General features: G+C 63.8%; 27 protein-coding genes. 10 read left to right on the top strand and 17 right to left on the bottom strand.

Features of this window, described 5'->3' with window-relative positions; all coding sequences use genetic code 11:
- The first annotated feature begins 32 nt into the window (after window positions 1-32).
- The gene (locus BRA42_RS05205) at window positions 33-347 is read left to right on the top strand and encodes a YunC family protein (protein ID WP_292410803.1); all 315 of its coding nucleotides are present in this window, start codon (window positions 33-35) and stop codon (window positions 345-347) included.
- 18 nt (window positions 348-365) lie between these two features.
- Here BRA42_RS05205 and cofH read toward each other — a convergent pair whose 3' ends face one another.
- Both cofH and BRA42_RS05195 read right to left on the bottom strand, forming a co-directional pair.
- A complete protein-coding gene (gene cofH, locus BRA42_RS05200) occupies window positions 366-1,454 on the bottom strand; it encodes a 5-amino-6-(D-ribitylamino)uracil--L-tyrosine 4-hydroxyphenyl transferase CofH (RefSeq protein ID WP_292410813.1) in 1,089 nt (362 codons plus the stop codon).
- A gap of 31 nt (window positions 1,455-1,485) precedes the next feature.
- Window positions 1,486-2,151 (bottom strand): S26 family signal peptidase, encoded by a 666-nt coding sequence (locus BRA42_RS05195; protein ID WP_342770559.1) that lies wholly within the window; start codon window positions 2,149-2,151, stop codon window positions 1,486-1,488.
- Between the two features lie 116 nt (window positions 2,152-2,267).
- Between BRA42_RS05195 and BRA42_RS05190 the strand changes: the two genes are divergently transcribed.
- The 4 genes from BRA42_RS05190 to BRA42_RS05175 all read left to right on the top strand — a co-directional run bounded on the left by BRA42_RS05190 (window position 2,268) and on the right by BRA42_RS05175 (window position 8,486).
- A complete protein-coding gene (locus BRA42_RS05190; RefSeq protein ID WP_292410812.1) occupies window positions 2,268-3,677 on the top strand; it encodes a DNA-directed DNA polymerase II small subunit in 1,410 nt (469 codons plus the stop codon).
- A 97-nt stretch (window positions 3,678-3,774) separates the two neighbouring features.
- Window positions 3,775-4,716, top strand: coding sequence for a magnesium transporter CorA family protein (locus tag BRA42_RS05185; protein WP_342772099.1), 942 nt, complete (start codon window positions 3,775-3,777; stop codon window positions 4,714-4,716).
- A gap of 577 nt (window positions 4,717-5,293) precedes the next feature.
- Window positions 5,294-7,186 (top strand): acetate--CoA ligase, encoded by a 1,893-nt coding sequence (acs, locus tag BRA42_RS05180; RefSeq protein WP_342771274.1) that lies wholly within the window; start codon window positions 5,294-5,296, stop codon window positions 7,184-7,186.
- Between the two features lie 4 nt (window positions 7,187-7,190).
- Entirely contained in the window at window positions 7,191-8,486 is a 1,296-nt protein-coding gene (locus tag BRA42_RS05175) for an L-lactate MFS transporter (protein ID WP_342770285.1), read from the top strand.
- On the opposite strand, the gene BRA42_RS05170 is transcribed toward BRA42_RS05175, so the two are convergent.
- The 3 genes from BRA42_RS05170 to BRA42_RS05160 form a co-directional block, all read right to left on the bottom strand.
- A complete protein-coding gene (locus BRA42_RS05170) occupies window positions 8,470-8,937 on the bottom strand; it encodes a ribonuclease III domain-containing protein (protein WP_342770286.1) in 468 nt (155 codons plus the stop codon). The two genes, BRA42_RS05175 and BRA42_RS05170, sit on opposite strands and share 17 nt — an antisense overlap.
- Before the next feature lie 13 nt (window positions 8,938-8,950).
- Window positions 8,951-9,448 carry a peptidylprolyl isomerase gene (locus BRA42_RS05165; protein ID WP_342686102.1) on the bottom strand — a complete coding sequence of 166 codons (498 nt, stop codon included), beginning with the start codon at window positions 9,446-9,448 and terminating at the stop codon, window positions 8,951-8,953.
- A 64-nt stretch (window positions 9,449-9,512) separates the two neighbouring features.
- Entirely contained in the window at window positions 9,513-10,190 is a 678-nt protein-coding gene (locus BRA42_RS05160) for a DUF5714 domain-containing protein (RefSeq protein WP_342686103.1), read from the bottom strand.
- Between the two features lie 215 nt (window positions 10,191-10,405).
- Between BRA42_RS05160 and BRA42_RS05155 the strand changes: the two genes are divergently transcribed.
- A complete protein-coding gene (locus tag BRA42_RS05155) occupies window positions 10,406-11,098 on the top strand; it encodes a nucleoside-triphosphatase (protein ID WP_342770287.1) in 693 nt (230 codons plus the stop codon).
- A gap of 5 nt (window positions 11,099-11,103) precedes the next feature.
- Here BRA42_RS05155 and BRA42_RS05150 read toward each other — a convergent pair whose 3' ends face one another.
- Together BRA42_RS05150 and BRA42_RS05145 are read right to left on the bottom strand one after the other, a co-directional pair.
- Complete coding sequence (locus BRA42_RS05150) at window positions 11,104-11,469, bottom strand: putative zinc-binding protein (protein WP_292409561.1); 366 nt, start codon at window positions 11,467-11,469, stop codon at window positions 11,104-11,106.
- A 4-nt stretch (window positions 11,470-11,473) separates the two neighbouring features.
- Window positions 11,474-11,866 carry a DUF2703 domain-containing protein gene (locus BRA42_RS05145; RefSeq protein ID WP_292409559.1) on the bottom strand — a complete coding sequence of 131 codons (393 nt, stop codon included), beginning with the start codon at window positions 11,864-11,866 and terminating at the stop codon, window positions 11,474-11,476.
- 239 nt (window positions 11,867-12,105) lie between these two features.
- Here BRA42_RS05145 and BRA42_RS05140 point away from each other — a divergent pair, with 239 nt between their 5' ends.
- The 3 genes from BRA42_RS05140 (at window position 12,106) to arsB (ending at window position 16,451) form a co-directional block, all read left to right on the top strand.
- Window positions 12,106-12,399, top strand: coding sequence for an ArsR/SmtB family transcription factor (locus BRA42_RS05140; RefSeq protein ID WP_292409572.1), 294 nt, complete (start codon window positions 12,106-12,108; stop codon window positions 12,397-12,399).
- 73 nt (window positions 12,400-12,472) lie between these two features.
- Window positions 12,473-15,229 carry a heavy metal translocating P-type ATPase gene (locus BRA42_RS05135; protein ID WP_292409557.1) on the top strand — a complete coding sequence of 919 codons (2,757 nt, stop codon included), beginning with the start codon at window positions 12,473-12,475 and terminating at the stop codon, window positions 15,227-15,229.
- 136 nt (window positions 15,230-15,365) lie between these two features.
- A complete protein-coding gene (gene arsB / locus BRA42_RS05130; RefSeq protein ID WP_292383427.1) occupies window positions 15,366-16,451 on the top strand; it encodes an ACR3 family arsenite efflux transporter in 1,086 nt (361 codons plus the stop codon).
- Window positions 16,452-16,705: 254 nt separating this feature from the next.
- Here the strand turns inward: arsB and BRA42_RS05125 are convergent, their stop codons facing one another.
- The 4 genes from BRA42_RS05125 to BRA42_RS05110 all read right to left on the bottom strand — a co-directional run bounded on the left by BRA42_RS05125 (window position 16,706) and on the right by BRA42_RS05110 (window position 18,876).
- A complete protein-coding gene (locus BRA42_RS05125) occupies window positions 16,706-16,894 on the bottom strand; it encodes a hypothetical protein (RefSeq protein ID WP_292409555.1) in 189 nt (62 codons plus the stop codon).
- 265 nt (window positions 16,895-17,159) lie between these two features.
- Entirely contained in the window at window positions 17,160-17,876 is a 717-nt protein-coding gene (locus BRA42_RS05120) for an aromatic aminobenezylarsenical efflux permease ArsG family transporter (protein ID WP_292409553.1), read from the bottom strand.
- Window positions 17,873-18,412, bottom strand: a complete 540-nt coding sequence (locus BRA42_RS05115; RefSeq protein WP_292383431.1) for a nitrophenyl compound nitroreductase subunit ArsF family protein — start codon at window positions 18,410-18,412, stop codon at window positions 17,873-17,875. The genes BRA42_RS05120 and BRA42_RS05115 overlap by 4 nt, the downstream gene beginning before the upstream one ends.
- Before the next feature lie 170 nt (window positions 18,413-18,582).
- Window positions 18,583-18,876: a V-type ATP synthase subunit D gene (locus BRA42_RS05110; protein ID WP_292409551.1), complete on the bottom strand. Its 294-nt coding sequence runs from the start codon at window positions 18,874-18,876 to the stop codon at window positions 18,583-18,585.
- 636 nt (window positions 18,877-19,512) lie between these two features.
- Between BRA42_RS05110 and BRA42_RS05105 the strand changes: the two genes are divergently transcribed.
- On the top strand, window positions 19,513-20,142 hold the full coding sequence (locus BRA42_RS05105; protein WP_292383434.1) for a peptidase C39 family protein: 630 nt from the start codon (window positions 19,513-19,515) through the stop codon (window positions 20,140-20,142).
- A gap of 91 nt (window positions 20,143-20,233) precedes the next feature.
- Here BRA42_RS05105 and BRA42_RS05100 read toward each other — a convergent pair whose 3' ends face one another.
- From BRA42_RS05100 to BRA42_RS05075, 6 genes are read right to left on the bottom strand one after another with little or no spacing between them, the layout of a single operon-like run.
- Window positions 20,234-20,581, bottom strand: coding sequence for a putative zinc-binding protein (locus tag BRA42_RS05100; protein WP_292383745.1), 348 nt, complete (start codon window positions 20,579-20,581; stop codon window positions 20,234-20,236).
- Between the two features lie 2 nt (window positions 20,582-20,583).
- A complete protein-coding gene (locus BRA42_RS05095) occupies window positions 20,584-20,991 on the bottom strand; it encodes an arsenate reductase ArsC (RefSeq protein WP_292383436.1) in 408 nt (135 codons plus the stop codon).
- Between the two features lie 4 nt (window positions 20,992-20,995).
- Window positions 20,996-21,868 carry a putative zinc-binding protein gene (locus tag BRA42_RS05090; protein ID WP_292383438.1) on the bottom strand — a complete coding sequence of 291 codons (873 nt, stop codon included), beginning with the start codon at window positions 21,866-21,868 and terminating at the stop codon, window positions 20,996-20,998.
- A gap of 1 nt (window position 21,869) precedes the next feature.
- Complete coding sequence (locus BRA42_RS05085; RefSeq protein ID WP_292383440.1) at window positions 21,870-22,112, bottom strand: thioredoxin family protein; 243 nt, start codon at window positions 22,110-22,112, stop codon at window positions 21,870-21,872.
- 32 nt (window positions 22,113-22,144) lie between these two features.
- Window positions 22,145-22,378 (bottom strand): thioredoxin family protein, encoded by a 234-nt coding sequence (locus BRA42_RS05080; protein ID WP_292383441.1) that lies wholly within the window; start codon window positions 22,376-22,378, stop codon window positions 22,145-22,147.
- Entirely contained in the window at window positions 22,375-22,644 is a 270-nt protein-coding gene (locus tag BRA42_RS05075) for a hypothetical protein (protein ID WP_292383443.1), read from the bottom strand. Before BRA42_RS05075 ends, BRA42_RS05080 begins: the two co-directional genes overlap by 4 nt.
- Between the last annotated feature and the right edge of the window lie 3 nt (window positions 22,645-22,647).

Here is a 22,647-nt window from a genome sequence, read left to right as displayed (position 1 = left end):
ACTTATTAATCACCGGGGACATTCCCGCAGCCATGGCTCAGCAGATCCTGTGTCACCAACGCACAAGGCTCAGTTACAAGGACGCATTCGGCTACGTCATCCCGGTCGGGAGCACCAGCCTGATGGCCTGGGTGACCGATGAGGGAATGATCGGGACCGACGGGTTCGACATCGAAGCGCTGGCAAACAACGAGATCCCTGCAGCGATCGTCGGGGTCTCGGAGGATTCGACCCTCGATACCCTCGACGACCTGATGGACGCCGAGGTGAAGGCGGCAAACCTCCCGGCGGTGCAGCGCCGCATCGAGATAGGGATGCCGGGAAGGGAGGCCCTGAACCGGATGTGAGACGGCCGAAGGCCGGCTTCACACCAACTCGTAGGTCGTCGTCCGCTGCCGGAGCGTCCGCCCGAGGTCGTTTGCGATCCGCTGCATCTCGGCCGGGTCCAGGTAGTCGGAACCCTCCCCGCCGGCGTCGAGCGAGACGTCGTCGCAGAACATCGTCCCTCCAAAATCGTCCGCACCCGAGAGGAGCGACAGCCCCGTCATCTTCGTCCCCACCTTTCCCCAGGAGACCTGGATGTGGTCGAAGTTATCGAGGAAGAGCCGGGCGACCGCGGTCATCAGGATGTCTTCCCGGCCGGTCGCCCCGGGGTGGGCAAGCCCCGCCCGGTAGAGAGGGGTTTTCTCGTGGAGGAACGAGAGGGGGACGAACTCGGTGAACCCGTGGGTTTCGTCCTGGATCTCCCGGAGGATCGCAAGGTGCCGGGCCCGGTCCGCCTCGCTCTCGCAGGAGCCGTACATGATCGTCGCCGTCGATCGGATGCCGAGGCGGTGCGCCTCCCGGATGACCCGGACCCAGGTCGCCGTATCGCATTTATTCGGACAGATCACCTGTCGGACGCGGTCCACCAGGATCTCGGCCGCCGTCCCCTGCAGGGTCCCGAGGCCCGCCTCGCGGAGCCGCTCAATAACCTCAACGGTCGAGACCCCGCTTTGCTCCGCCGCCCAGGCGATCTCGTCCGGGCTTGCGGTATGGATGTCCACGGAGGGGGCGACTTCCTGCACACAGGAGATGAGGTCGACGTAGGAGTCGAGCGTGTAGTCCGGATGCACCCCCGAGAGGAGACAGATCTCGGTGACGTTTCGGCTCATCGCCGTCCGGGCCTTCTCCCGCACGGTCGCGAGGTCGTCGCGGAACGCCCCCGGGTCGCCGGCCCGCCGTCCGAACCCGCAGAGTCCGCAGAGATTCTTGCAGACGTTCGTGACGTGGATGTTCTGGTTCCGGACGTAGGTGGTGATGCCCCCGACCTTCCGCTCCCGGAGGGCGTCCGCCGCGGCGGCGATATCCCAGACGTCCCGGCCGCGCGTCTCGAAGAGACGCACCGCCTCTTCCTCCGTGAGCCGGTGGCCGGCGAGCACGTCGTCGAGCAATTCGTGCAATGAGTGCGGCATCGTTAACAACTCTCTTGTGCAGTCCCTGGATTTATTTCTCTTCATTTCGTCGTGCAAGGACGAAGTCGTGGATGAGGATAACGATGATGACGATGACGGCGAACTCCGCAAGGTGCAGGGGCAGGTAGCCGATGAGCGGCACCGAGAAGAGGGCCTTCCCGACGATCCACTCTTTCCTGACCGGCTCGACCACCCCGACGCCCGCTATCCGGAGGTTCCCCTGGTCGATGGAGGGGTTGTTGTCCCCCCTGGTGATGTAGCCGCCGTGCGGGTCCTCGTAGTACTGCCCGAGGCCCGACTCCACCACGGCCGCGGTATCGACGTAGGTCATCGCCCGGTGAATGATCGGGTGGACGGAATCGGCGCCGTTCGGCCGGTAGACGATCACGTTCCCGTAGTCCCCGAAGGACGAGTAGCCGGTCAGCTCTCCCTCGGCCCAGGTCGTCAAGGAGCCGAACCGGTCTTCGTCGACGACGAGCACCAGGTCACCGACGTTCATGTTCGGGACCATGCTCTCCGACTCAATCGTGACCACCGCCGGCCAGGTGCCGGCGAAGAGGTAGAGAAGAAGGGCGATCCCGCCCACGACCGCGACGACCCAGAGAAGGTCCCGGGCGAGAGAGACGACCGGGTGGTCGCTCTCCCGGAACGCGGTGAGAGCCGATGCTGCACGCTGCAGCCAGGTGCTATCCGACATTGTTCTAAAGAGAATGCTATCCCTTCATATACATAAGTTCCCCGGATCATCCGGATCGGGGGTGAAACGCGAAAAAGATAAACCCATATTGCCCGGGGGAGAATATCATGGAGTCCATGCTCGCCAACGCCGAGATCGTACGCCGGTTCCTTGCGCTAAACCACCAGGTCCATCCCGACGTCGTGAGTTACATCCGGGAGCAGAACGATCCCTCGCTCATCGACCGGATAGCGGCGGCGGTCCCGGGCGGCACCCTGGTCGTCTCGCCCGAGCATATCCCGGGTCTCCGGAAGGTCCGGGACGGGACCCGGTTCCTCGTCGACCCGGAGCTTGAAGTGATCGCGGGGAGCGCCGGGACGACAGGGAGCGTCAGCGGGCACGAGGACGCCGTCCACTACTTCCGGGACCGCTACAACAGCCTCTCCTCAATGATGCGGGGCAGGATGGCCACGATGCCGATCGAGGCGCTGGTCAAATCCCCCCACCGCTACCGGGACGAGGAGTGCAGCATCATCGGGATGGTGGCCGACGTCCGGACGACCCCCAAGGGGCACCGGCTCGTCGAGGTGGAGGACCCTACCGGGACCATCCGGGTGCTCTTCAATAAGGGGAAGGGCGACGCTTTCGCGGAAGCCGAGCGGATCCTCCTTGACGAGGTGATCGGAGTCAAGGGAAAACTCTCGAACGACGGGGGGCTCCTCTTCGCCGAGCAGCTTTTCCGCCCCGACATCCCCATCAACAACGCCCCGTTCAAGAGCGACCGGCCCGGAAAGGCGGTCCTCATCTCCGACGTCCACGTCGGGAGCAACACCTTCCTCGACGGGGCGTGGAACCGGTTCGCCGACTGGCTCCAGGACTCCGACGCCGGCTACCTCCTGATCGCGGGCGATCTCGTCGACGGCATCGGCATCTATCCCGGACAGGAGAACGAACTGACGATCAAGAATATCTACGAGCAGTACGACATCTTCGGCGAAATGCTCCGGGACCTGCCCTCCCGGATCAAGATCGTTGCCGCCCCGGGGAACCACGACGTCGTCAGGATGGCCGAACCGCAGCCGGCAATCCCCCCGGAGTTCACCGGGACGTTCCCGGCGAACTGCACCCTCGTCGAGAACCCCTGCCTGCTGAATCTCCAGGGCGTCCGGGTCCTGATGTATCACGGCCGGGCAATCGACGACATGATCGGGCTCATCCCGGGGGCAAGTTACGAACGGCCGGGCGAGATCATGGAGGAGATGCTGAAACGCCGGTTGCTTGCCGCTCCCTACGGAATGCGGACCCCCATCGCCGCGATGAAGACCGACCGGCTCGTCATCGATCCCCTCCCCGAGATCCTCCTCACGGGGCACGTCCACATCTGCGGCATCACCCACTACCGGGGCGTCCTCGGGGTGAACACCGGCACCTGGCAGTCCCAGACGTCGTTCCAGAAGCAGATGAACATCAACCCCACGCCCGCGCGGGCGTTTGTCGTCGACCTCCAGACGCTTCAGCTGGAGATCGAGAATTTCAACGGAAGTTGACGGCCCCGGTGCCGGACAGCGGTATCCGGCCGTCCATACCTTCATCCCGCTATGCAGACAATCAGATAGAAGAGGAACTCCCGGATGAGGTGACGACATGCTCCGCATCTATCGCACGGTCGAAGCGGCCCCGGTGCCAAAGACGGAAGAGACCGGGCGGCTCGAACCCGGGTCCTGGGTCTCCGTGATCAACCCCTCAGCGGAGGAGATCGGGGAGATCGCGACGAAACTCTCGATACCGGGGGATTATCTCCGGGCGGCGCTCGACGAGGAGGAGCGCCCGCGGACCGAGAGCGAAGACGGCGTCACCCTGATCGTCATCGATATTCCGATGCCCTATCCGGAGCAGACGATCCTCTACACGACGATGCCCCTCGGGATCATCGTCGCGCCCGAGACCATCGTCACCGTCTGCCTCCGCGAGAACGCGATCATTGAGGATTTCACAACCGGCCGGGTAAAGCACTTTTATACCTTTAAGAAGACCCGGTTCGTGCTGCAGATCCTCTTTCGGAACGCATCCTACTTCCTCCAGTACCTGCGCCAGATCGAGCGGATATCCGACCAGATCGGGGCCGAACTGAACCAGTCGATGCGGAACCGGGAACTGATCCAGCTGATGAACCTGAAAAAGAGCCTGGTCTACTTCTCGACGTCGCTTAAGAGTAACCAGATCGTCCTCGACAAAACCCTGACGTTCCAGCCGCTCCGGATGTACGAGGACGACGCCGACCTCCTTGAAGACGTCATCATCGAGAACAAGCAGGCGATCGAGATGGCCAACACCTACTCGACGATCCTCACGGAGACGATGGACGCCTTTGCATCGATCATATCGAACAACTTCAACAACATCTTGAAACTCCTCACGTCGATAACCATCATCCTCGCGATCCCCACGATGATAGCAAGTTTTCTCGGGATGAACGTCCCGGTCCCCCTCCAGGATAACCCCTACGGGTTTCTCATCATCCTCGTCCTCTCCCTGATCGTCTCCTCGCTCATTGCGGTGGCCATCAATCGGAAAGGGTGGCTGTAGGCAGACGTACGGGCGTCCGCCCGGTTCGCCCTTCCCCGGGCATGTTTCCGTGAAGTGGACCGTGGGGAACCGCGGAGGATACCCATACCGGAAACCCCCGCGAAGACCATCGGTCTTCTCAAACTCCCGCCCTTCGAGGCCAGTCGTTCCCCGCCTCAAAACCGCAATCTTCCAGAATCAGTACCTCGCTTATGTCAGCGCCCGGCATCGATACGGCCTCCCGCAACGCCGTAACGAGAGTCGGCAGCACCCGGAAGTCGGTAGTTCGACCGCCGGGGGCTTCCCCGGAACGTTACTTTAGCGAAGTACCGGGGTTGCAGAACAGCGCCCCGGAACGCCACATTTATTCTCCGTTTCCGGTTTTGAGAGATCTCCGGTCCCGGCAATCACGCGACCACAATGTTTATCCCACATTATACATTATTAATCATGTAGAATAGGAGGCGACCACTGAGAGAACAACAGAACCGCGGATCGGTGACCGGGAGGTCGCCGGACCGGAAAGATCAGCCGCTTTGAGCAGTACCGGGGCCCTTGTCGGGACCCGGCATGATCAACCACGTGAACGAGAGGGACTATGGAAGAGACGTTTGCCGTGAAACTGGAGAAGAAACGCTACCTCCCCGACCCCCGATGCAGGGCGGCCGCCCGGGTGCCGGACTACCCCCGGGCCTACCGGGAGTTCATGCGCGACCCGGAGGGCTTCTGGGACCGGGTCGCCCGCGAACTCGTCTGGTTCAAGCCGTGGGACCAGGTCAGGGAGTGGAACTACCCCTACGCGAAATGGTTCGTCAACGGGCAGCTGAACATCACCGCGAGCTGCCTGGACCGCCACGCCGCCGGCGACCGGAAGGATAAGCCGGCAATCATCTGGCGCGGCGAAGGGGGAGAGGAAGAACGGGTCTTCACCTACGACGGTCTCCGCCGCGAGGTGATGCGGTTTGCAAACGGTCTAAAACTCCTCGGCGTCGGGAAGGGCGACCGGGTCTGCATCTACATGCCGCTCGTCCCCGAGCAGGTCGTCGCGATGCTCGCCTGCGCCCGGATCGGAGCCGTCCACTCGGTCGTCTTCGGGGGGTTCGGACCCGACGCGCTCGCAACGCGGATCAACGACGCGGCAGCGAAGGTCCTCATCACCGCGGACGTCGCATACCGGCGGGGAAAGACCGTCCCGCTCCGGGAGATAGCGACGGAGGCGCTCACCCGGACTCCGTCCGTCGAGCGGGTCGTCGTCCTCCGGCGCGAGCACCCGAAGGTCGACCTCGACCCCGACCGAGAGGTCGATTACGCCGACCTCATGGCCGCCGCCGCACCGTCCTCTCCGGCGGAGGCGATGGACGCGGAGGACCCGCTCTTCATCCTCTACACGAGCGGCTCGACCGGGGCGCCGAAGGGCATCGTGCATACCTGCGGCGGCTACGCGGTCGGAGCCTACTACACGACGAAGTGCGTCTTCGACATCAAAGAGAGCGACGTCTACTGGTGCACCGCCGACCCCGGCTGGATCACCGGCCACAGTTACGTCGTCTACGGCCCGCTCGCCGTCGGGACAACCGTCGTCATCGTCGAAGGGGCGCCCGACCACCCGGACCCGGGCGCCTGCTGGCGGCAGGTCCGGGACCTCGGGGTGACGGTCTTCTACACCGCCCCGACCGCGATCCGGATGTTCATGCGCTACGGCGACCGGTGGCCGGCGAAGTACGACCTCTCAACGCTGCGGGTCCTCGGCTCCGTCGGCGAGCCGCTCAATCCCGAGGCGTTCGAGTGGTATTATCACCGGATCGGCGGCGGACGGTGCCCCATCGTGGACACCTGGTGGCAGACCGAGACCGGGATGCACATGGCGACCACGATGATCGGTGAGGCGATGAAGCCCGGGTTTGTCGGAAAGGCCGTTCCCGGCGCCGTCGTGGACGTGGTCGACCGGACGGGGAGACCGGTCCCGCCGGGCACCGGTGGGTTCCTGGTCGTCAGGGAGCCCTGGCCCGCCATGCTCCGGGGGGTCCACGGCAACGACGAGCGCTACCGTGCCTACTGGAACACCATCCCCGGATGCTACACCGCAGGCGACCTCGCGGTGAAGGACGAAGACGGCTACATCATGGTCCTCGGCCGGGCCGACGACCTGATCGTCGTCGCCGGGCACAACATCGGCACCGCGGAAGTCGAGAGCGCGCTCGTCTCCCACGATGCGGTGGCGGAAGCCGCCGTCATCGGGAAACCCGACCCCCTGAAGGGGAACGCCATCAAGGCCTTCGTCACCCTCCGCGCGGGAGTAATCCCGGACGACGGCCTCTCCGGCGAACTCGCCCGCCATGTCAAAAAGAGCCTCGGGCCCGTCGCGGTGCCGGCCGAGATCGAGTACGTGGACCGGCTCCCCAAAACCCGGAGCGGCAAGATCATGCGCCGGGTCTTAAGAGCCCGGGAGCTCGGGATGGACCCGGGGGACATATCCACCCTGGAGGAATGACCCTATGCCTGATGCGCCAGAGATCTTCGGCATGCCTGCGGAGAAGGGGAGGTGGGGGCTCGTGGCCCTCGGCCTCCTCATCAACCTCTGCCTCGGGAGCATCTACTCCTGGAGCGTCTTTGTCTCTCCGCTCGCCGCCTACTTCACCGCAACGCTCGGCCGGGAGGTGACGGCGGGGGAGGTGCTCCTCCCGTTCTCGGTCTTCCTTGCCTTCTTCGCCGTAGCGATGCCGCTTACCGGGAAATACATCGAACGCTACGGCCCGCGAAGGGTGACGATCGTCGGCGGGCTCCTCACCGGCCTCGGGTGGCTGCTCGCCTCGACGGCGACGTCGGTCGAAGCGCTTTACGTCGTCTACGGGGTGATCGGGGGGCTCGGGGTCGGCATCGCCTACGGGGTGCCGGTCGCCGTGGCGACCCGGTGGTTCCCGGACCGGCGGGGGCTTGCGGTCGGGCTTACCCTGCTCGGGTTCGGGTTCTCGGCGTTCGTCACCGCAAACGCCGCGGGAGCCCTGATCGCCGCCTACGGAGTGATGGCGACGTTCCGGGTATTCGGGGCCGCGCTCATCGCCGTGCTGGTCCTCGCCGCCCTCCCGCTCCGGTTCCCGCCGGGAGGATGGCGACCGAAGGGCTGGTCGCCTCCCCCGCCCGGAGTCGGCACGGCGCCGATCTCTGAGTGCGACCGGAGGGCGATGCTCCGGACGGGGGCCTTCTACGGGCTTTTCGCCTGCTACTTCATCGGGTGCCTCGCGGGCCTCGCCGCGATCTCGATTGCAAAGCCGGTCGGGACCGAGGTGGCGGGGGTCGAGGCGGGGCTCGCAACGGTTCTCGTCGGGTTCTTCGCCGTCTTCAACGGCATAGGAAGGCCGGCGTTCGGCAGCCTCGCCGACAGGATAACCCCGCAAAAGGCGGCGATGCTGACGTTTGTCCTGATTGCGGCCGCGTCGGTCCTGATGTGGCTCGTGCCGGGGGTCCCCGCCTACGTCCTTGCGTTCGCCGTCCTCTGGGGCTGCCTCGGGGGCTGGCTCGCCATCGCGCCGACGGCGACGGCGTCCTACTTCGGGACGTGCGACTACCCGCGCTGCTACGGAGTCGTCTTCCTTGCCTACGGTGCCGGCGCCATCGCCGGGCCGCAGGTTGCGGGGTTTGTTCGGACGGCGACCGGGACCTACCTCGGGGTCTTTCCGCTGGTCGCGGCCCTCGCGGCCGTGGGGTTCGTCGCCGCCTGGCTCCTGATGCGCCCGCCGGCCGCCGCCCCGGTGAGGGAGGAGAACGGACGAGGGATTACGCCTTCTCGATGAGCCCGAGGTGCCGGAGCACTCCGGCGGCCGCACGCATCCCGCCGTCCAGGTAGACGGCGCCGACGAGCGCCTCCAGGCACTCGGCGAGGACCCGGCCGGAGGTCCAGACTCTCTGGGCGGCCTCTCCCTTTCCCCAGCGGACGTAGTCGGCGAGACGGAGGTCTTCCGCGAGCCCGCGGAGCCGGGTCATGTTCACCAGGTTCATCTTCCGGTTGGTGATCGCGCCTTTATCGTGCACCCCGCCCATGACGACCGCCTCCACGACGGCCACGTTGATGACCGCGTCCCCGAGGGTGGCGAGGGCGTCCATGTGGCCGTCCGGGGGGAGGCCCGCCTCCAGGGTGTACGCGAGGCGGGTGAGCGCCCGCTCAAGAAGTGCGTGGTCATTGAAGGTGTAGCCGATCCGCTCCTCAATCTCTGCCGGATCGTGGCCGGCGTCACTGTGGCGCATAAAAAAGAGGGGGTTACTCCACGACTTCGGCCTTCTCGATCCGGACGGGCGTCTTTGGCTTGTCGGAAGAGCTCGTCTTCACCTTCGCAATCTTGTCGATGATGTCCATCCCCTCAACCACCTCGCCAAAGACCGGGTGGGCGCTCGGCGTCTTGGGGTTGTCCCAGTCGAGGAAGTCGTTGTTCACCAGGTTGATGAAGAACTGGCTGCCGCCGCTGTTCGGGCGGCCGGTGTTCGCCATGGCGATCGTCCCGCGGGCGTTCGAATGGCCCTTCACGAACTCGTCGGTGATGGTGTAGCCCGGGCCGCCTGTCCCGGTGCCGGTCGGGTCGCCGCCCTGGATCATGAACCCGGCGATCACCCGGTGGAAGATCGTGCCGTCATAGAATCCGGATCTCGCCAGTTTTGCAAAGTTCCCCGCAGTCACGGGCATGTCGTCGTAAAGGCGAATCGTAATATCTCCCATGGTCGTGTGGAGCACGACCTGCGTTCCATTCGTCTGGTCAGTCATAAGAAAATCTCCGTAAGGTATTGTCCGCCGTTGCTACTTATATGATATGCGGGGGTATGCCCCCTCACGCACCGGTCTCCTCACCGGGGTAGAACGGACATTCATACCCCGTGCAGTCCTGGTTTATGGTGGCGTACTCGCACGCGATATGTTCCGTCACCGGGAGATGGATATCGCACTTCTCGGCGAGGAACTTCACCGCCTCGCCGATCGCGAGCCACGAGTCCCGCTTGCAGCAGCGCGGCCCGCCGCTTACGGCAATCGCCGTCAGGCTCCGCGCCGTCATCTGGTTCGAGAGCGACCACTCCTCCTTCTTCAGCGGGCCGGAGTGCGTGATCAGGCTCATGAAGATCCCGGTGCCGATCGCCGCGCCGCAGGTCCCGTGGGTGCCGCAGAAGGCTGGCTGGACGGCTTCGGCCCGCTTCCTCGCCTGCCGGAGCGCCGGGTCCTTCTTCTCCGGGCTCCCCCGGTGGTTGTAGTATGCCGCGATCAGGACGGCCGGCACGAGAAAGTGGTGCTCCGGGCCGTGGAGGCTGATCTGGGGACGCTGCATGATCCTGCAGGCGATTGCGAGCGGGTCCTCGAGCGTCGTCGTCCTGCAGACCTGCTCGATCAGGTCGAGGTTCGAGAGCGCGCGGTCGGCCCCGGAGAGGGTGTCCTCCCCCTGCGGTGCCTTCTCCGGTCCTTTTTCACGCGGGACGAGGTTCTTTCTGCAGGCCGTGCAGGCCTTCTCCTGGTCCATGGATACTCCTGGCGCCGGATCTCGCATAAGAGTTTCGGGGCCGGTTCCCATCCGCCAGTAAACCACAATGTTTTAACAATAACAGCAAGTAAAAGTGTTTTATACCGAAAGCCACAATGTATACCCATGTACTCCGGAGCAAACGTCAACCCGGACCCCGGCCGGGAGATTCCCTTACCCCCCTGTTCAGCCCTCATAACCGGGGGTCTCCCCGGATGAGCGACCGGACACCGGTCTTCATCATCACCGGCGAGCAGGGCCAGTGCAAGACGACGTTCCTGCACCTGGTTCTCGGGTTCACCGTCGGGCTGAACGTGCGGGTCCGGGGCGTGATCGCTCCCGGCCATATGCGGGACGGGCGGAGGTCCGGGTTCACCCTCGTCGACCTCGCCACCGGCAGACATGAAGAACTCTCTTCCATCGATCCCGATCCCCGGTGCGAGGCCCACGGCCGATTCTACTTCCGGCCTGAAGGGCTTCTCTTCGGCCGCCGGGCGCTCGCACCGCCGGATCCCCGGGAGACCGACCTGGTGGTCATCGACGAGGTGGGGAGGTTCGAGCTCCAGGGTGCGGTCTGGGCGGAGCAGATCGACCGATTGCTCGCGCACCCACACCCACCGATGGTCTGGACGGTCCGGCGCCGGCTCCTCGATACGGTCGTCGGACGCTGGAACATTATAAATCCCGTCGTGGTGGACGTCGGGGCCGCGAGCGTCATGGCAACGGCGGATGCTGTGATGGATGCCGTCTGGGAGTGGCGGGAGGCGCAGACGGCCTCCGGGGCTCCAGATTTCCCGCTCCCCGGGGGCCGCATCGCCGGCGATCCCCCGCTGCTTGCGGATGCAGCCGCCGGAGCCTCGCCAAACGCCCCGGTAATTCTCCGGCGATGCTATGGCCCGGAGGAGTGATGCGCTCAGGGCTGCTGCCCGTCCCGGATCGCCCCAATCACCACCCCCACGAGCCGCTCGATCTCGTCGAACCGCGGCTCCGCCATGCCGTTCTTCACGATCCCGCACCCGGTCGCGACGACGTGCAGGTCCGGCTCGACCCCGATCTCCCGGAGTTTTTTGAGCGCACAGGTGTCTTCGCAGCCGTCCAGCGCGAGGACACGCCCCGCGGAGCGTGTCGCCTCCTCGAGCGAGGCCGGCGGGCGGTTTGCCGGGAGCAACGCCTCCACGGATTCCGGGTACCGCTGCCAGACCACCATGCCTGCCCGGGCGGTCAACTTCCCGGTGTTCGAGAGGCCTGAACACGTGACGAGGGTGACGGGCTCCGCCACGGACTCACTCCAGCTCAAGGGCTTTTGCGGCCGCCCGCCCGATCAGTTCCGGCGGGATTGCCTCGTACTCCTCGCCGTTGTAGCAGAGCGTCCGGCACTCCGCGTCTCCCCCGCAGGAGTCGCAGGATGCACAGGAGCAGGATGCGGCAGTCACCTCGACCCCCGCGAGAAGTTCCTCGATCGGCACCCCGTTGAAGAGGAGAGCCTCCGAACCGGCGGGGGCATCATCGGGGAGGACGGTCTCATCCACCCGGACGCTGATCCCCTCCATCTCGAGGAGCATCCGGATCTCCGCGAGAACGGCCGAGAGCGTCATTCCGGTCTCCTCAAACTCTTCGGCGGTCTTCTCGATCTCGTTCCCGATGTGCTTCCATTCGATGACGAGTTCCTTCTTCATGGTATCATCTTGGGAATCGACGGGACATCTTTCTGTCGCCTCTCCGCCATGCCACCGGTCCCGGAGCCGGGGGGCAGCGTTCAGCATCGCAGGTGATCGTCTCTGCAGACGTCTTCACCGCGGACATTCTCCTCATTCCCGGCGGCCCAGACCCGTCTCCGGTCGGGCCCGACTCAGGAGACGCCAGATCCCGACCAGCGCGATCATATTCATATATTTGAATATACCAATTTGTGGATATGCAGGGGAGGATAAAACTGCTGAAAGCTCTCGCCGACGAGACGCGGATAAAGATCGTCCAATGCCTGATGGACGGCGAGCGATGTGCGTGTACACTCGTGCCGGCCGTCGGAAAGGCACAGCCGACGGTTTCGCAGCATCTCAGGGTCCTGGAGGAGGCCGGGGTTCTCGAGTCGCGGAGGGACGGTGTGAACATCTGGTACAGGATCAGGTCGGGCCAGGCGGTCCAGATCCTGGAGATCCTCGATATTCAGAAGATTGAAGTACCGATTTCCTGTGGGGGATCACCATGACGAACAATGGTGTGAGAGTATTCGAAGGAGCGGTCTCCTGTTCGGGATCTCCACGCCAGGAGATGGAAGCGAGATGAGCACCGCATCATCAACATCCGATACCGATACGGTTACCCTGCAGATTCAGGGGATGGACTGCACCTGCAACGCCGACCTGCTCGCCCGGAAACTGGACGCCCTTGCCGGCGTCCGGGGCCACGAGATTACGCCGGTCACCGGCCAGGCCCGGATCACCTACGATCCCGCGATCGTCAGTGTCCAGGAGATCATCCGCACCGTCGCTGAGACGGGGATGACCGCCTCGCAGGTGCGGAGCGAGGGGCGGAAGAGCACCTGGTGGCGTGAGCCGCAACAGCTCGCCCTCTACGGGAGCTTCCTCACCGCGGTGATCGCCTTCGCCGCGGGATACCTCGGGACGTCGCTCACCATCGTGAACGGGCTCTACCTGCTCGCCGTGCTCATCGGCGTCTACTACCCGGCACGAAAGGCGCTGATCGCGCTCAAGAACCTGACGCCGACGATCCACCTGCTCATGCTGATCGGCTCTGTCGGCGCGATGGCGCTCGGACTCTGGGGGGAGGCCGCGGTCCTGATCATCGTCTACTCGCTCGGCGACGTCCTCGAGTCCTACGCCGTGGATAAAGCCCGGGGTGCGATCCGGTCGCTCATGGCGCTCGTGCCGAAAGAAGCGCTGGTCCGGCGCAACGGCCGCGAGACCATCTGTGCGGTCGAGACGATCAGCGTCGGCGAAGTCGTGATCGTCCGACCGGGCGAGCGGGTGCCGGTCGACGGCACGGTCGTCGCGGGGTCGTCGTATGTCGACCAGGCAGCGGTCACGGGAGAACCGGTTCCCGTGCACCGCGGCCCCGGCGAGGACGTTTTCGCCGGGACGATCAACCAGAACGGGTCACTCGAGGTCCGGGTCACAAAACCGGCGTCCGAAACGATGCTCTCCCGGATCATCCTCTCGGTCGAGGAGGCGCAGGCGAAACGGACATCATACCAGCGATTTTCGGACTCCTTCGGGAAGTGGTACACGCCGGTCATGTTCGTCCTCGGGGTGCTGGTCGCCACCGTGCCGCCGCTCTTCTTCGGTGCCGAGTGGTACCCGTTCATCTACCGCGGGCTCGTCGTCTTCGTGGTCTCGTGCTCCTGCGGCCTTGCGCTCTCCGTGCCCGTCGCGGTGGTGGGCGCAATGGCGAACGCTGCAAAGCAGGGAACCGTCTTCAAGGGCGGCGCCTACCTTGAGACCATCGAGACGGTGAAGGCGATCGCGTTCGACAAGACCGGGACCCTGACCATCGGACGGCCCGCGGTCACGGATGTCGTGACCTTTGACGATCTCACCGGGGATGAACTGCTCGACCTTGCCGCCTGCATCGAGTCGCGGTCAGGCCACCCCCTCGCGGCCGCGATCGTCCGGAAGGCTCGCGAGAGCGGGACGTTCTCGGGTCGGCCGGCCGTTCAGTTCGAGGAGACGGCCGGGCGCGGGGTCGCGGCGACGGTGGACGGCCAGGCATGCCGCATCGGCAGCCCCCGCGCCATGCTCGAAGAGGGTATCGAGATCGGTCACGCGGAGGAGACGATCGCCCGGATCGAGGGTGAAGGCCGGACCGTGGTCCTGGTCAGCCGCGACGGGACGCTCGCCGGCCTGGTCGCGATCGCCGATGAGGTGCGGCCCGGCGCTGTCGAGGCCTTGCAGCGGTTAAAACACGCCGGTGTCCGGACCGTGATGTTGACCGGGGACAACGAGCGGAGCGCCCGGGCCATCGCACAGCGTGTCGGTGTGGATGAATACCGGGCGCAGCTCCTGCCGACGGATAAGGTCGACGTGGTGCGGCAGTTGAGAGAGCGGTACGGTGCAGTGGCCATGGTCGGCGACGGCATCAACGACGCACCGGCCATGGCCGCCGCGGACGTCGGCATCGCGATGGGCGCGGCAGGCACGGACATCGCGATCGAGGCCGGCGACGTGGTGCTGATGTCCGACGACCTCGGGAAACTGGCGTATGTGCGTGAACTCTCGCACCGAACGGTCACCGTGATCCGGCAGAACATCGCCGTCTCGCTGATCAACGTCGCGTTCATGGTCGTGGCGGCCCTGCTCGGCTACCTCGGGCTGGTCACGGGCCTGCTCCTGAACGAGGGGAGCGCGGTCTTCGTGATCTTGAACGCCCTGCGTCTGTTGACGTGGCGGAGCGGTGCCGAACCTGAGAGCCCCGCTGTTGCCCAAATAGGGGCTCCCGCCATTCCGACTGCAGCGCAGGCGACGGCGACTGTTGGCTGCTGTTCCTGTGCCGCTCCTGCGGGCGATGTGCTACCCGTTCCTTCAACGGCCGGAGCCGGTTGCTGTTCGTGCGGAGAGCCGCAGATCTCCGTCGCCGCCGGGGCGACAGGTTCGTGCTGTTCCGGCGCGGAGGACGTTGGTGCGGCATCGACGGCGACAGCCTCCCCGGGGGCCGGATGTTCCTGCGGTGATACGTCGCTCGACTGGGATTTGCCGACCTCAATCCTCGTCGAGACAGAAGGTTGCTGTTGTTGCGGAGAGCCTGCCGACGAGGTGCTGCCTCCAGCCCCCATCCCCGGCAACGGTTCCGGATCGTCCGGTCCTGCGACCGCGACGTTCCGGCTCGAAGGGCTCGGTTGCGCCTGTGAGGGGCAGATGGTCGAGAGACGGGTGAAGGCCCTGAAGGGGGTGACCACTTTCACCCTGAATGGGATCACGAACCAGCTGAAGGTCGCCTACGACCCGGCCGCTGTCTCGGTCGACGATATCGTGATGGCGGTGAAGAAGGCGGGCGTGACCGCGGTCCCTGGGGACCGGCGCTGATTGCAGTTACACGGACCAAATCGAGGCGACTTGATGCAACAAAAGACGATGATTATGCTGGTCGATGGTCGATCCCCGGGGCTGGACGTCGCCAGCCCGGGGGCTGGCACACCCCCGGACACCACGGAGAACAACCATGGCTGAAACTATGAAACGGCTCTCGTTCCTTGATCGCTACCTGACTCTCTGGATCTTCCTTGCGATGGCGATCGGGATCGGGATCGGCTACTTCTTCCCCTCGGTCCCGCAGGCGATCACCGGCTTTGCGGTCGGCACGACCTCGATCCCGATTGCGATCGGCCTGATCGTGATGATGTACCCGCCGCTCGCGAAGGTCCGGTATGAGGAACTCGGCAGCGTCTTCCGCGACCGGAAGGTGCTGGGCTTATCGCTCTTCCAGAACTGGGTCGTCGGCCCGGTCCTGATGTTCGCCCTCGCGGTCCTCTTCCTCGCCGACCGGCCGGAGTTGATGTACGGCCTGATTTTGATCGGGATCGCGCGCTGTATTGCGATGGTGATCGTCTGGAACGACCTCGCTGGCGGGAGCTGCGACTACTGTGCCGCGGTGGTGGGCTTAAACTCCGTCTTCCAGGTCTTCTTCTACTCGATCTACGCGTACATCTTCATCACGGTTCTGCCGCCGCTCCTCGGGATCGGGACCGGCACCGCGATCAGCATCACGATCGCCGAGATCGCGACCTCGGTCTTCATCTACCTCGGCATCCCGTTCATCGCCGGGTTTCTGACCCGCTTTATCCTGCTTCGGGTACGATCGAAGGAGTGGTATGAGACCCGGTTCATCCCGCGGATCTCGCCCCTGACCCTCGTCGCCCTGCTCTTCACGATCATCGTGATGTTCTCGACCCAGGGGGCGAACATCATCCAGGTCCCGTTCGACGTCGTCCGGGTCGCGATCCCGCTCCTGATCTACTTCCTCGTGATGTTCTTCGTCGCGTTCTGGATGAGCCACCGGCTCAACGTCGACTACCCGCGTTCGGCGACCCTGGCCTTCACAGCAGCGTCGAACAACTTCGAACTCGCCATCGCCGTCGCTGTTGCGGTCTTCGGCATCGGCTCGCAGGTCGCATTCGCCACCGTGATCGGCCCGCTCATCGAGGTGCCGATCCTGATAGGGCTCGTCAACGTCGCGCTCTGGCTCAAAAAACGGTGGTACGCGAATGAGCCGGCCGCACAGTGCGCCATCGATCAGGGGGTCGTATGAACCCTGTCCTGCCTGCACCTGCGTGGAATTGAGGGGGAGGTCTTGACAGCCCGCGAAGAGGTTCGAGAGAGGGTTCGGCGATCAACGTCCGCCTGCTACCAGGAGGCGCCAACGGGGTCCCGGGGACAGGTCCTCTGCGACCCCGGCGCCTCCCCCCAATAACCGGGAGCCCTGATGGGCAGCGGATCTCCCGAGCGGCACGGGTATGATGCCGAAGAGGATGTGAGGGGATCTTGTTCAACGAGCGCTCTCATCTAGGCATTAATTCGGACCCGTTTCAGGTCGTACCACCCTTTTCCCAGCAGTGTAAGTCCGATGATGATGAAAATAGCGGAATGGATGCCGTAAACCCAGGTCTCAAACCCGGAGTCGCCATAAAACAGATTCAACCAGAAGAACGGGCACGCCAGTCCGAAGAACGCGAACCCTGCACCGACTTTCATCCGGCTTTTTATCCGTCGCTCGTTGGAAGACATGGGGCCTTTTCCGTGTAGAGTAATCTGTCCATGCACTACTTAATTGAAGTTCATGGTCCGTTTCTCATTCCGATAACATTGAATCCCTGTAGCACGCAGCAGGGACCTGCAGGACGGTTCAGACCGGTCACGGACAGGAGCCTGGTCCCCACGCATACGCGCCGCGTGGGGGAGGGAAACGGCGCGGGCCCGGAGAACGATGGTAGACCCTGCACGACGGTGGTATTCAACCTCACCCAATCAGCATTGCCGCGAGGAGGTAGACCCCGATCCCGATGAAGAGCACCCCGACGATGCGCCGCGTCCAGTACTCGAACCTCTCCGCCGCCTTCATCGCGCTCCCCACCTTCGCGATCCCGGTCACCATGATCAGCGAGAACGCGATCACCGGCAGAGCGGTCGCGACGGCAAAGACCGCCGGTACCCCGAGCGGGTCAGAGGTCCGGAGCGCCAGCGGGACGAGCATCGCAAAGAAGAGCACCGCCGAGAAGGGGCAGAAGGTCAATGCGAAGAGCACGCCGAGGATGAAACTTCCCGCGAGCCCCCGGTCGGCGACCCGCTCCTTGAATGCGGCAAACCGCCTGCTGCCGCCCCGAAAGGAGGGGAGCGGGACGAGATCGAGCATCACGACCCCGATCGCGATCAGCAGCGGGCCGACGAGCACCTCGCCCCAGGTCTGGAGGAAGAGCGAGATCCCCTGAACGGAGAGCCCGAGGGTCACAATCGCTGCGGCGATGCCGACGTAGACGACCATCCTCCCCGCGCTGTAGAGCGCCCCGGCGAGGAGGGTCTGCCCCGGGTTACCGATCCGGCGGGAAAGGTAACCGATCGCGGCGACGTTCGTCGCGAGCGGACAGGGCGAGAGGGCCATCATCAACCCGATGAAGAACGCGGCGACGAGGGGAACACTGCTCGTCCCCATCGTCTCCATGAACCCCATCAGGCTCATTGCGAGAAGTCCCCGGCGAGACGCATCCCGATCAGCGTCTTGAGATACTGCATGAATCCGGGCTTGTCGTTGAGTTTGTACCAGACCCGGGTATCCTCCTCTTTGGAGAACCCACCCTGGTCGTCGTAGGTGCCGATCCAGAGCGACGAGCCGGTCGCCCCGTAACGCTCGACGATCTCCTTCTTTTCCGGGTCGGCGACATCGACGTGATCGAAGACGAGCTTCCCTGAGCCGAGTTCACCGGGGAAGTGTGTCTTCACGGTCTCTTCGGCGTAGTCGCCGAGCACCACGCAGGAGTAGCACTGGTTCGGCGCGGTGAAGTGGATGACTTCGACTTTCGTGACGGTGCCGTTGAGCGGCGAGATGGTGGCTGCATCCGCTCCGCCTGGTGCTGCCGTACACCCTGCGAAGAGGGCGGTGAAGGCGAGGAGCACCGCCAGCGCAACTAATGGCAGGACCTTTCGTCCGGTTATGCTGCAGGCAGGCCCCCGGGGCACGCGCGGGGCATCAGGACTGCATGGTTGTTTTGTTTTCATCAAGGACACTCCTGTCGCTGGATTGGCTGTTACAATTTGGTTTGAAATGATTCTGTGTTCTTGTGCAGGTTGATATATATGCTTTATCCAGGGGTGCTCCATCACCGCATCCCCCTGCCGGAAATATCGGCTCTCCTCCACTGCGTGTCGGGGGCGATCCGCGGCAGCGGTCACTCCGGCTCACCCCGCTTCTTTGCCCGGGTGATCTTCCTGCGGTGGAGATCCTCCCGCTCCTGCTCCTCGATATACCGCAGGGTCTCGACGATGCGGGGTATCAGCACCCTGTCCATCGCGTTCACCTTCCGGCGTGTCCGTGTGATACTCCTCTCAAGCGCCCGGAGAGTCTCCTCCTCTTCCCCGAGAAGGAGCGCCAGGTACAGCACCCGAGAGAAGCAGGCTGCAGCAAGGACGATATGGGGCGACGCACGGTCGACGATCTCTATCCATGGTGTTCCGACCGCCACCTCGGACCTGACCACGGGCGTCCCGGCCGCTTCGAGAGTCCGGCTCCAGTCTTCGAGAACCTCGCTGGCGTATTCGATGGCCGCCCAGGAACGGCTTCCGCCTCCCGCTTCTCGACGGTATGGAAGAAGGCAATCTCGCCGGCCCCGGTGCCGACCAGCTCGCGGACGGTGCAGAACATCCGTTTGGTGGTGTCGGAGGGGGCGACTGGGAAGAGTACGGTTGAGAGCATCGAACTCGCCACGCTATAGTTGTCGCCGTAATATAACCGCTTCGAGGGTCATGGCACCCGGTGCGGGATCGCTGCCCGGTCCATCCGCCTGCCGCCCGGACAGTCGAGTTACGGGGCGAAAACGGCTGGTCGTCTCTCTAATGGCCAGCAAAGCGGCAGACACGCTCTCTCCGGCGTAATCGTCCATGGTCATCAGTGAAGTCCTCACTGTCACTGGTATCAAACCTTTTCAAAAAAAAATTGAATCAGTGCGGAAGGCTCATCCGTAACGAAGAACAGGCTGTTTGAAGTGGTATTGAGGAGACCACGCCGGACGGAGCGTCCCGGTGCACTTCAGGAATCGATGAAGCAGGAAACTAAATGATATCTGAGGATACTCATCCAATCCACAGAGAGGAGGCAGGGCATGCGAGCCGAGCGAGGAGCGTCAATCGACCTGGATATCCCATTTTACCGCCAGCATTACGACTTCACGTGCGGTCCGGCCGCACTGATGATGGCTCTGAAATACCTGGATGACAGCGTGCGCACTGGAACGGATCTCGAGATCGATATCTGGCGGGAAGCAAACCTCGTTGCCGTCCGCGGGACAAGCAGGTACGGCCTGGCATTTTCTGCGGCCGTCCGTGGATTTTCTGCCGGAGTTGCCAGCAACACGGGGAGAATCGATTTCGTTGAAAAGGTCGTTCCACCTCTGAGCGATCCGAAAATGCAACTGCTTAGAGAGCAATTTTTCGAAAGAAGAATCCGATGCAGAAGGCTGGGGGTCCGGGAACGACGGCAAGCAATCACCGGCAGAACCATCCGCACCTCGCTCTCCCTGAACCGTGTTCCGTTGATCGTGATAAACTCCCTGGTATGCAGCAACGAAGACCTGCCCCATTGGGTTGTGGTGACCGGAATCGATGACGCGTTCCTTTACTACAACAATCCCCTTGATGCCGTTCACCGAAAAAGAAAGACCAGGATATCCACTCTCAAGGAGTTTATCGGATACCATGGCGACCAATCCATGGTGGAGGTCTGGAGGGAGTGACCCCTGCCGTTCTGCGGTTCGTGCGTACCGGACCACTGAATCTACCGGGAGTGTGTCACATGTGATCAGGTATGGCCGGGCAACCCGCGGTTCATCCCCTGATCGCTTCAAGCACGGCAGCTGAAAGGCGCTCGATCTCGTCGAATCGCGGTTCGGCCATCCCATTCTTCTCGATACCGCAGTCAGTTGCGACAATATGCAGGTGCGGCTCGATTCCGAGCGCCTGCACCTTCTTCTTCCCGCAACAGTCGCCGCACCCATCCAGCACCAGGACGCGATCCGCGTGCCGGACCGCATTCTCCAAGGACGCCGTCGGCCGGGTGGCCGCAAGGCACGCCTCGACCATCCCGCCGTAGCGGCGCATGAGCGCCGCACCGGCCTGGGCGGTCAGTTTTCCGGTGTTCGAGATCCCGGAACAGGTGATGACGGTGACCGCCATCGTCACGCTTCTCCGAACGTCGTATCGATCCAGGCGGTGATCTCGTCCCGGATCCGCCGGACACCGGCCATGATCTCCTCATCGGTGCCGGTGAGGTTCGAGGGGTCCGGGAACTCCCGGTGGATCTCCTCCTTCGCCCAGGGGAAGAAGGGGCAGAGCCCTCCTTCACAGACGGCGACGAGGAGATCCATCTCCTGCTCGTCGAACACACCAAGATCCTTTGAGCGGTGGCCGGAGATGTCGATCCCGATCTCGGCCATCGCCCGGACCGCGTAGGGGTTCAGGGTTCCCGGCGCGGTGCCGGCCGAGAAGGCCTCATAGCGGTCGCCGTAGCGGGCGTTCAGGTAGCCTTCCGCCATCTGCGAGCGGGCAGCATTGTGGGTGCAGACGAAGAGGACTTTCTTCTTCATGGTATCACTCCAGCCCGAGCGCTTTGAGTGCCGCCCGGGCGATCAGCTCCGGCGGGATCGACTCGTAACGCTCGCCGTTATACTCGATTGCCCGGCACTCCGCGTTATCCTGCCCGGTGATGCAGGCGCAGGAGGCGCAGGGCGTAGTTGTGACCTCCATACCCTCGATGAGTTTCTCGAGCGGCACGCCGTTGAAGAGGATGCTGTTCGACTCTGCGATCGCTTCATTCTCGAGGGCGGTCTCGACAACCCGGACCGCGATGCCCTCCTCCTCTAAGATGGGGCGTATCTGCTCGACTACGTCTATCACCGTCCGTCCAGTCTCACCGCACCGCTCGCAGGTGTTCTCAATGTCTCTTCCGATATGCCGCCATTCGACGACGAGAGTCTCCGCCGGCCCCTCGCAACCGCAATCGGTACCGCAACCGCAGCCGCATCCACCGGAGACCTCAGACTTCTGCTCCTGCTTCTCTCTTCCCCGCCCCTCCCAGGCGGCGGAGACAACCTTCTCCACGTCTTCTTCGGAGAGATCGAGGCTTCCGCCCTTCTCGATCCCGAGGTCCGTGACCACGATCTCCTGGTCGGGTGTAATCCCGGCCCGCTCGGCGATCTGGCAGGCGCACCCGACCGGGCAGCCGTCGATGACGATCACCTCGTCCGCCGTCTCGACCTTCTTCTTGATCGAGGGTGTCCCGACGGCAAGTGAGGCCGTGCAGGCGATATTTCCGTATCCTTCCTCCGTCAACTGGACGGCAGCCTCGTTCGAGAGCTGGCCGGCCTTCGATGCGCCGGCGCAGGCGAAGATGATCCGCTTCGTTCCGCCTTCCGGCTCCGCACCACCCCCACAGGCACACCGGGGCACTGTCTGTTCTGCCATCTCACTTCTCTCCGAGCAGTATCTGTTTGATATCCTCAACGCAGGGGACGTGGCCGACGACTTTGGCCTCGCCGTCAACGTAGAGCGCCGGCGTCAGCATCACGCCCCGCTCGATCATCGCATCGAGGCTCTCGATCTTGCGGATCTCCGCATCGATCTTGAGTTCCCTGACCGCGATCTCGACATTTTTGATCATCCGCCCGCACTTGGCGCAGCCGGTCCCGAATACTTCAACCAGCACCATCTCTCAGACTCCTTTGCAGGGGAAGAGGGATCTCACCCCTGCAGGATCTCCTTGATCTCCTTGACGTCCGCCACCCGGCCCGAGACCTTCAGTTCCCCGTCGACGGCAAGAGCCGGCGTCAGCATCACGCCGCGGTCCATGATCTCGGTGATATCGTCGACCTTGACGACTTCGGCCTCGATGCCGAGTTCCTTGATTGCCGTCTCCACGTTCTTTGCGAGCCGCTTGCATTTGGCGCAGCCGGTTCCGAGCACTTCCACCTTCATCGTTTCTTCACCTCGTTCTGGTACTCACGAAGGAGCGCCGCCCGGTAGAGCGGTTCCGCTTCCTTCGGGATGTAGTTGTAGATCTTTACCTGTTTCATCAGTTCACCGCCGATAGCAATCTCGCCAGAGAGGTTAAGGGCGACCGTATCGGCCAGGATACCGTCGAGCATCGCAAGCCCAACGACGACCCCGCCGACATCGATCCGGCGGATCCGGCGCATGGCCTCGGCGGCGCAGCAGGGTTTCTCTCTCTTCTTTGTCTCCATAGG

The organism is Methanoculleus sp. UBA374 (genome assembly GCA_002508705.1).
Classification (GTDB): Archaea; Halobacteriota; Methanomicrobia; order Methanomicrobiales; family Methanoculleaceae; genus Methanoculleus; species Methanoculleus palmolei.
This window is presented reverse-complemented; position numbering and strand designations above follow the sequence as displayed.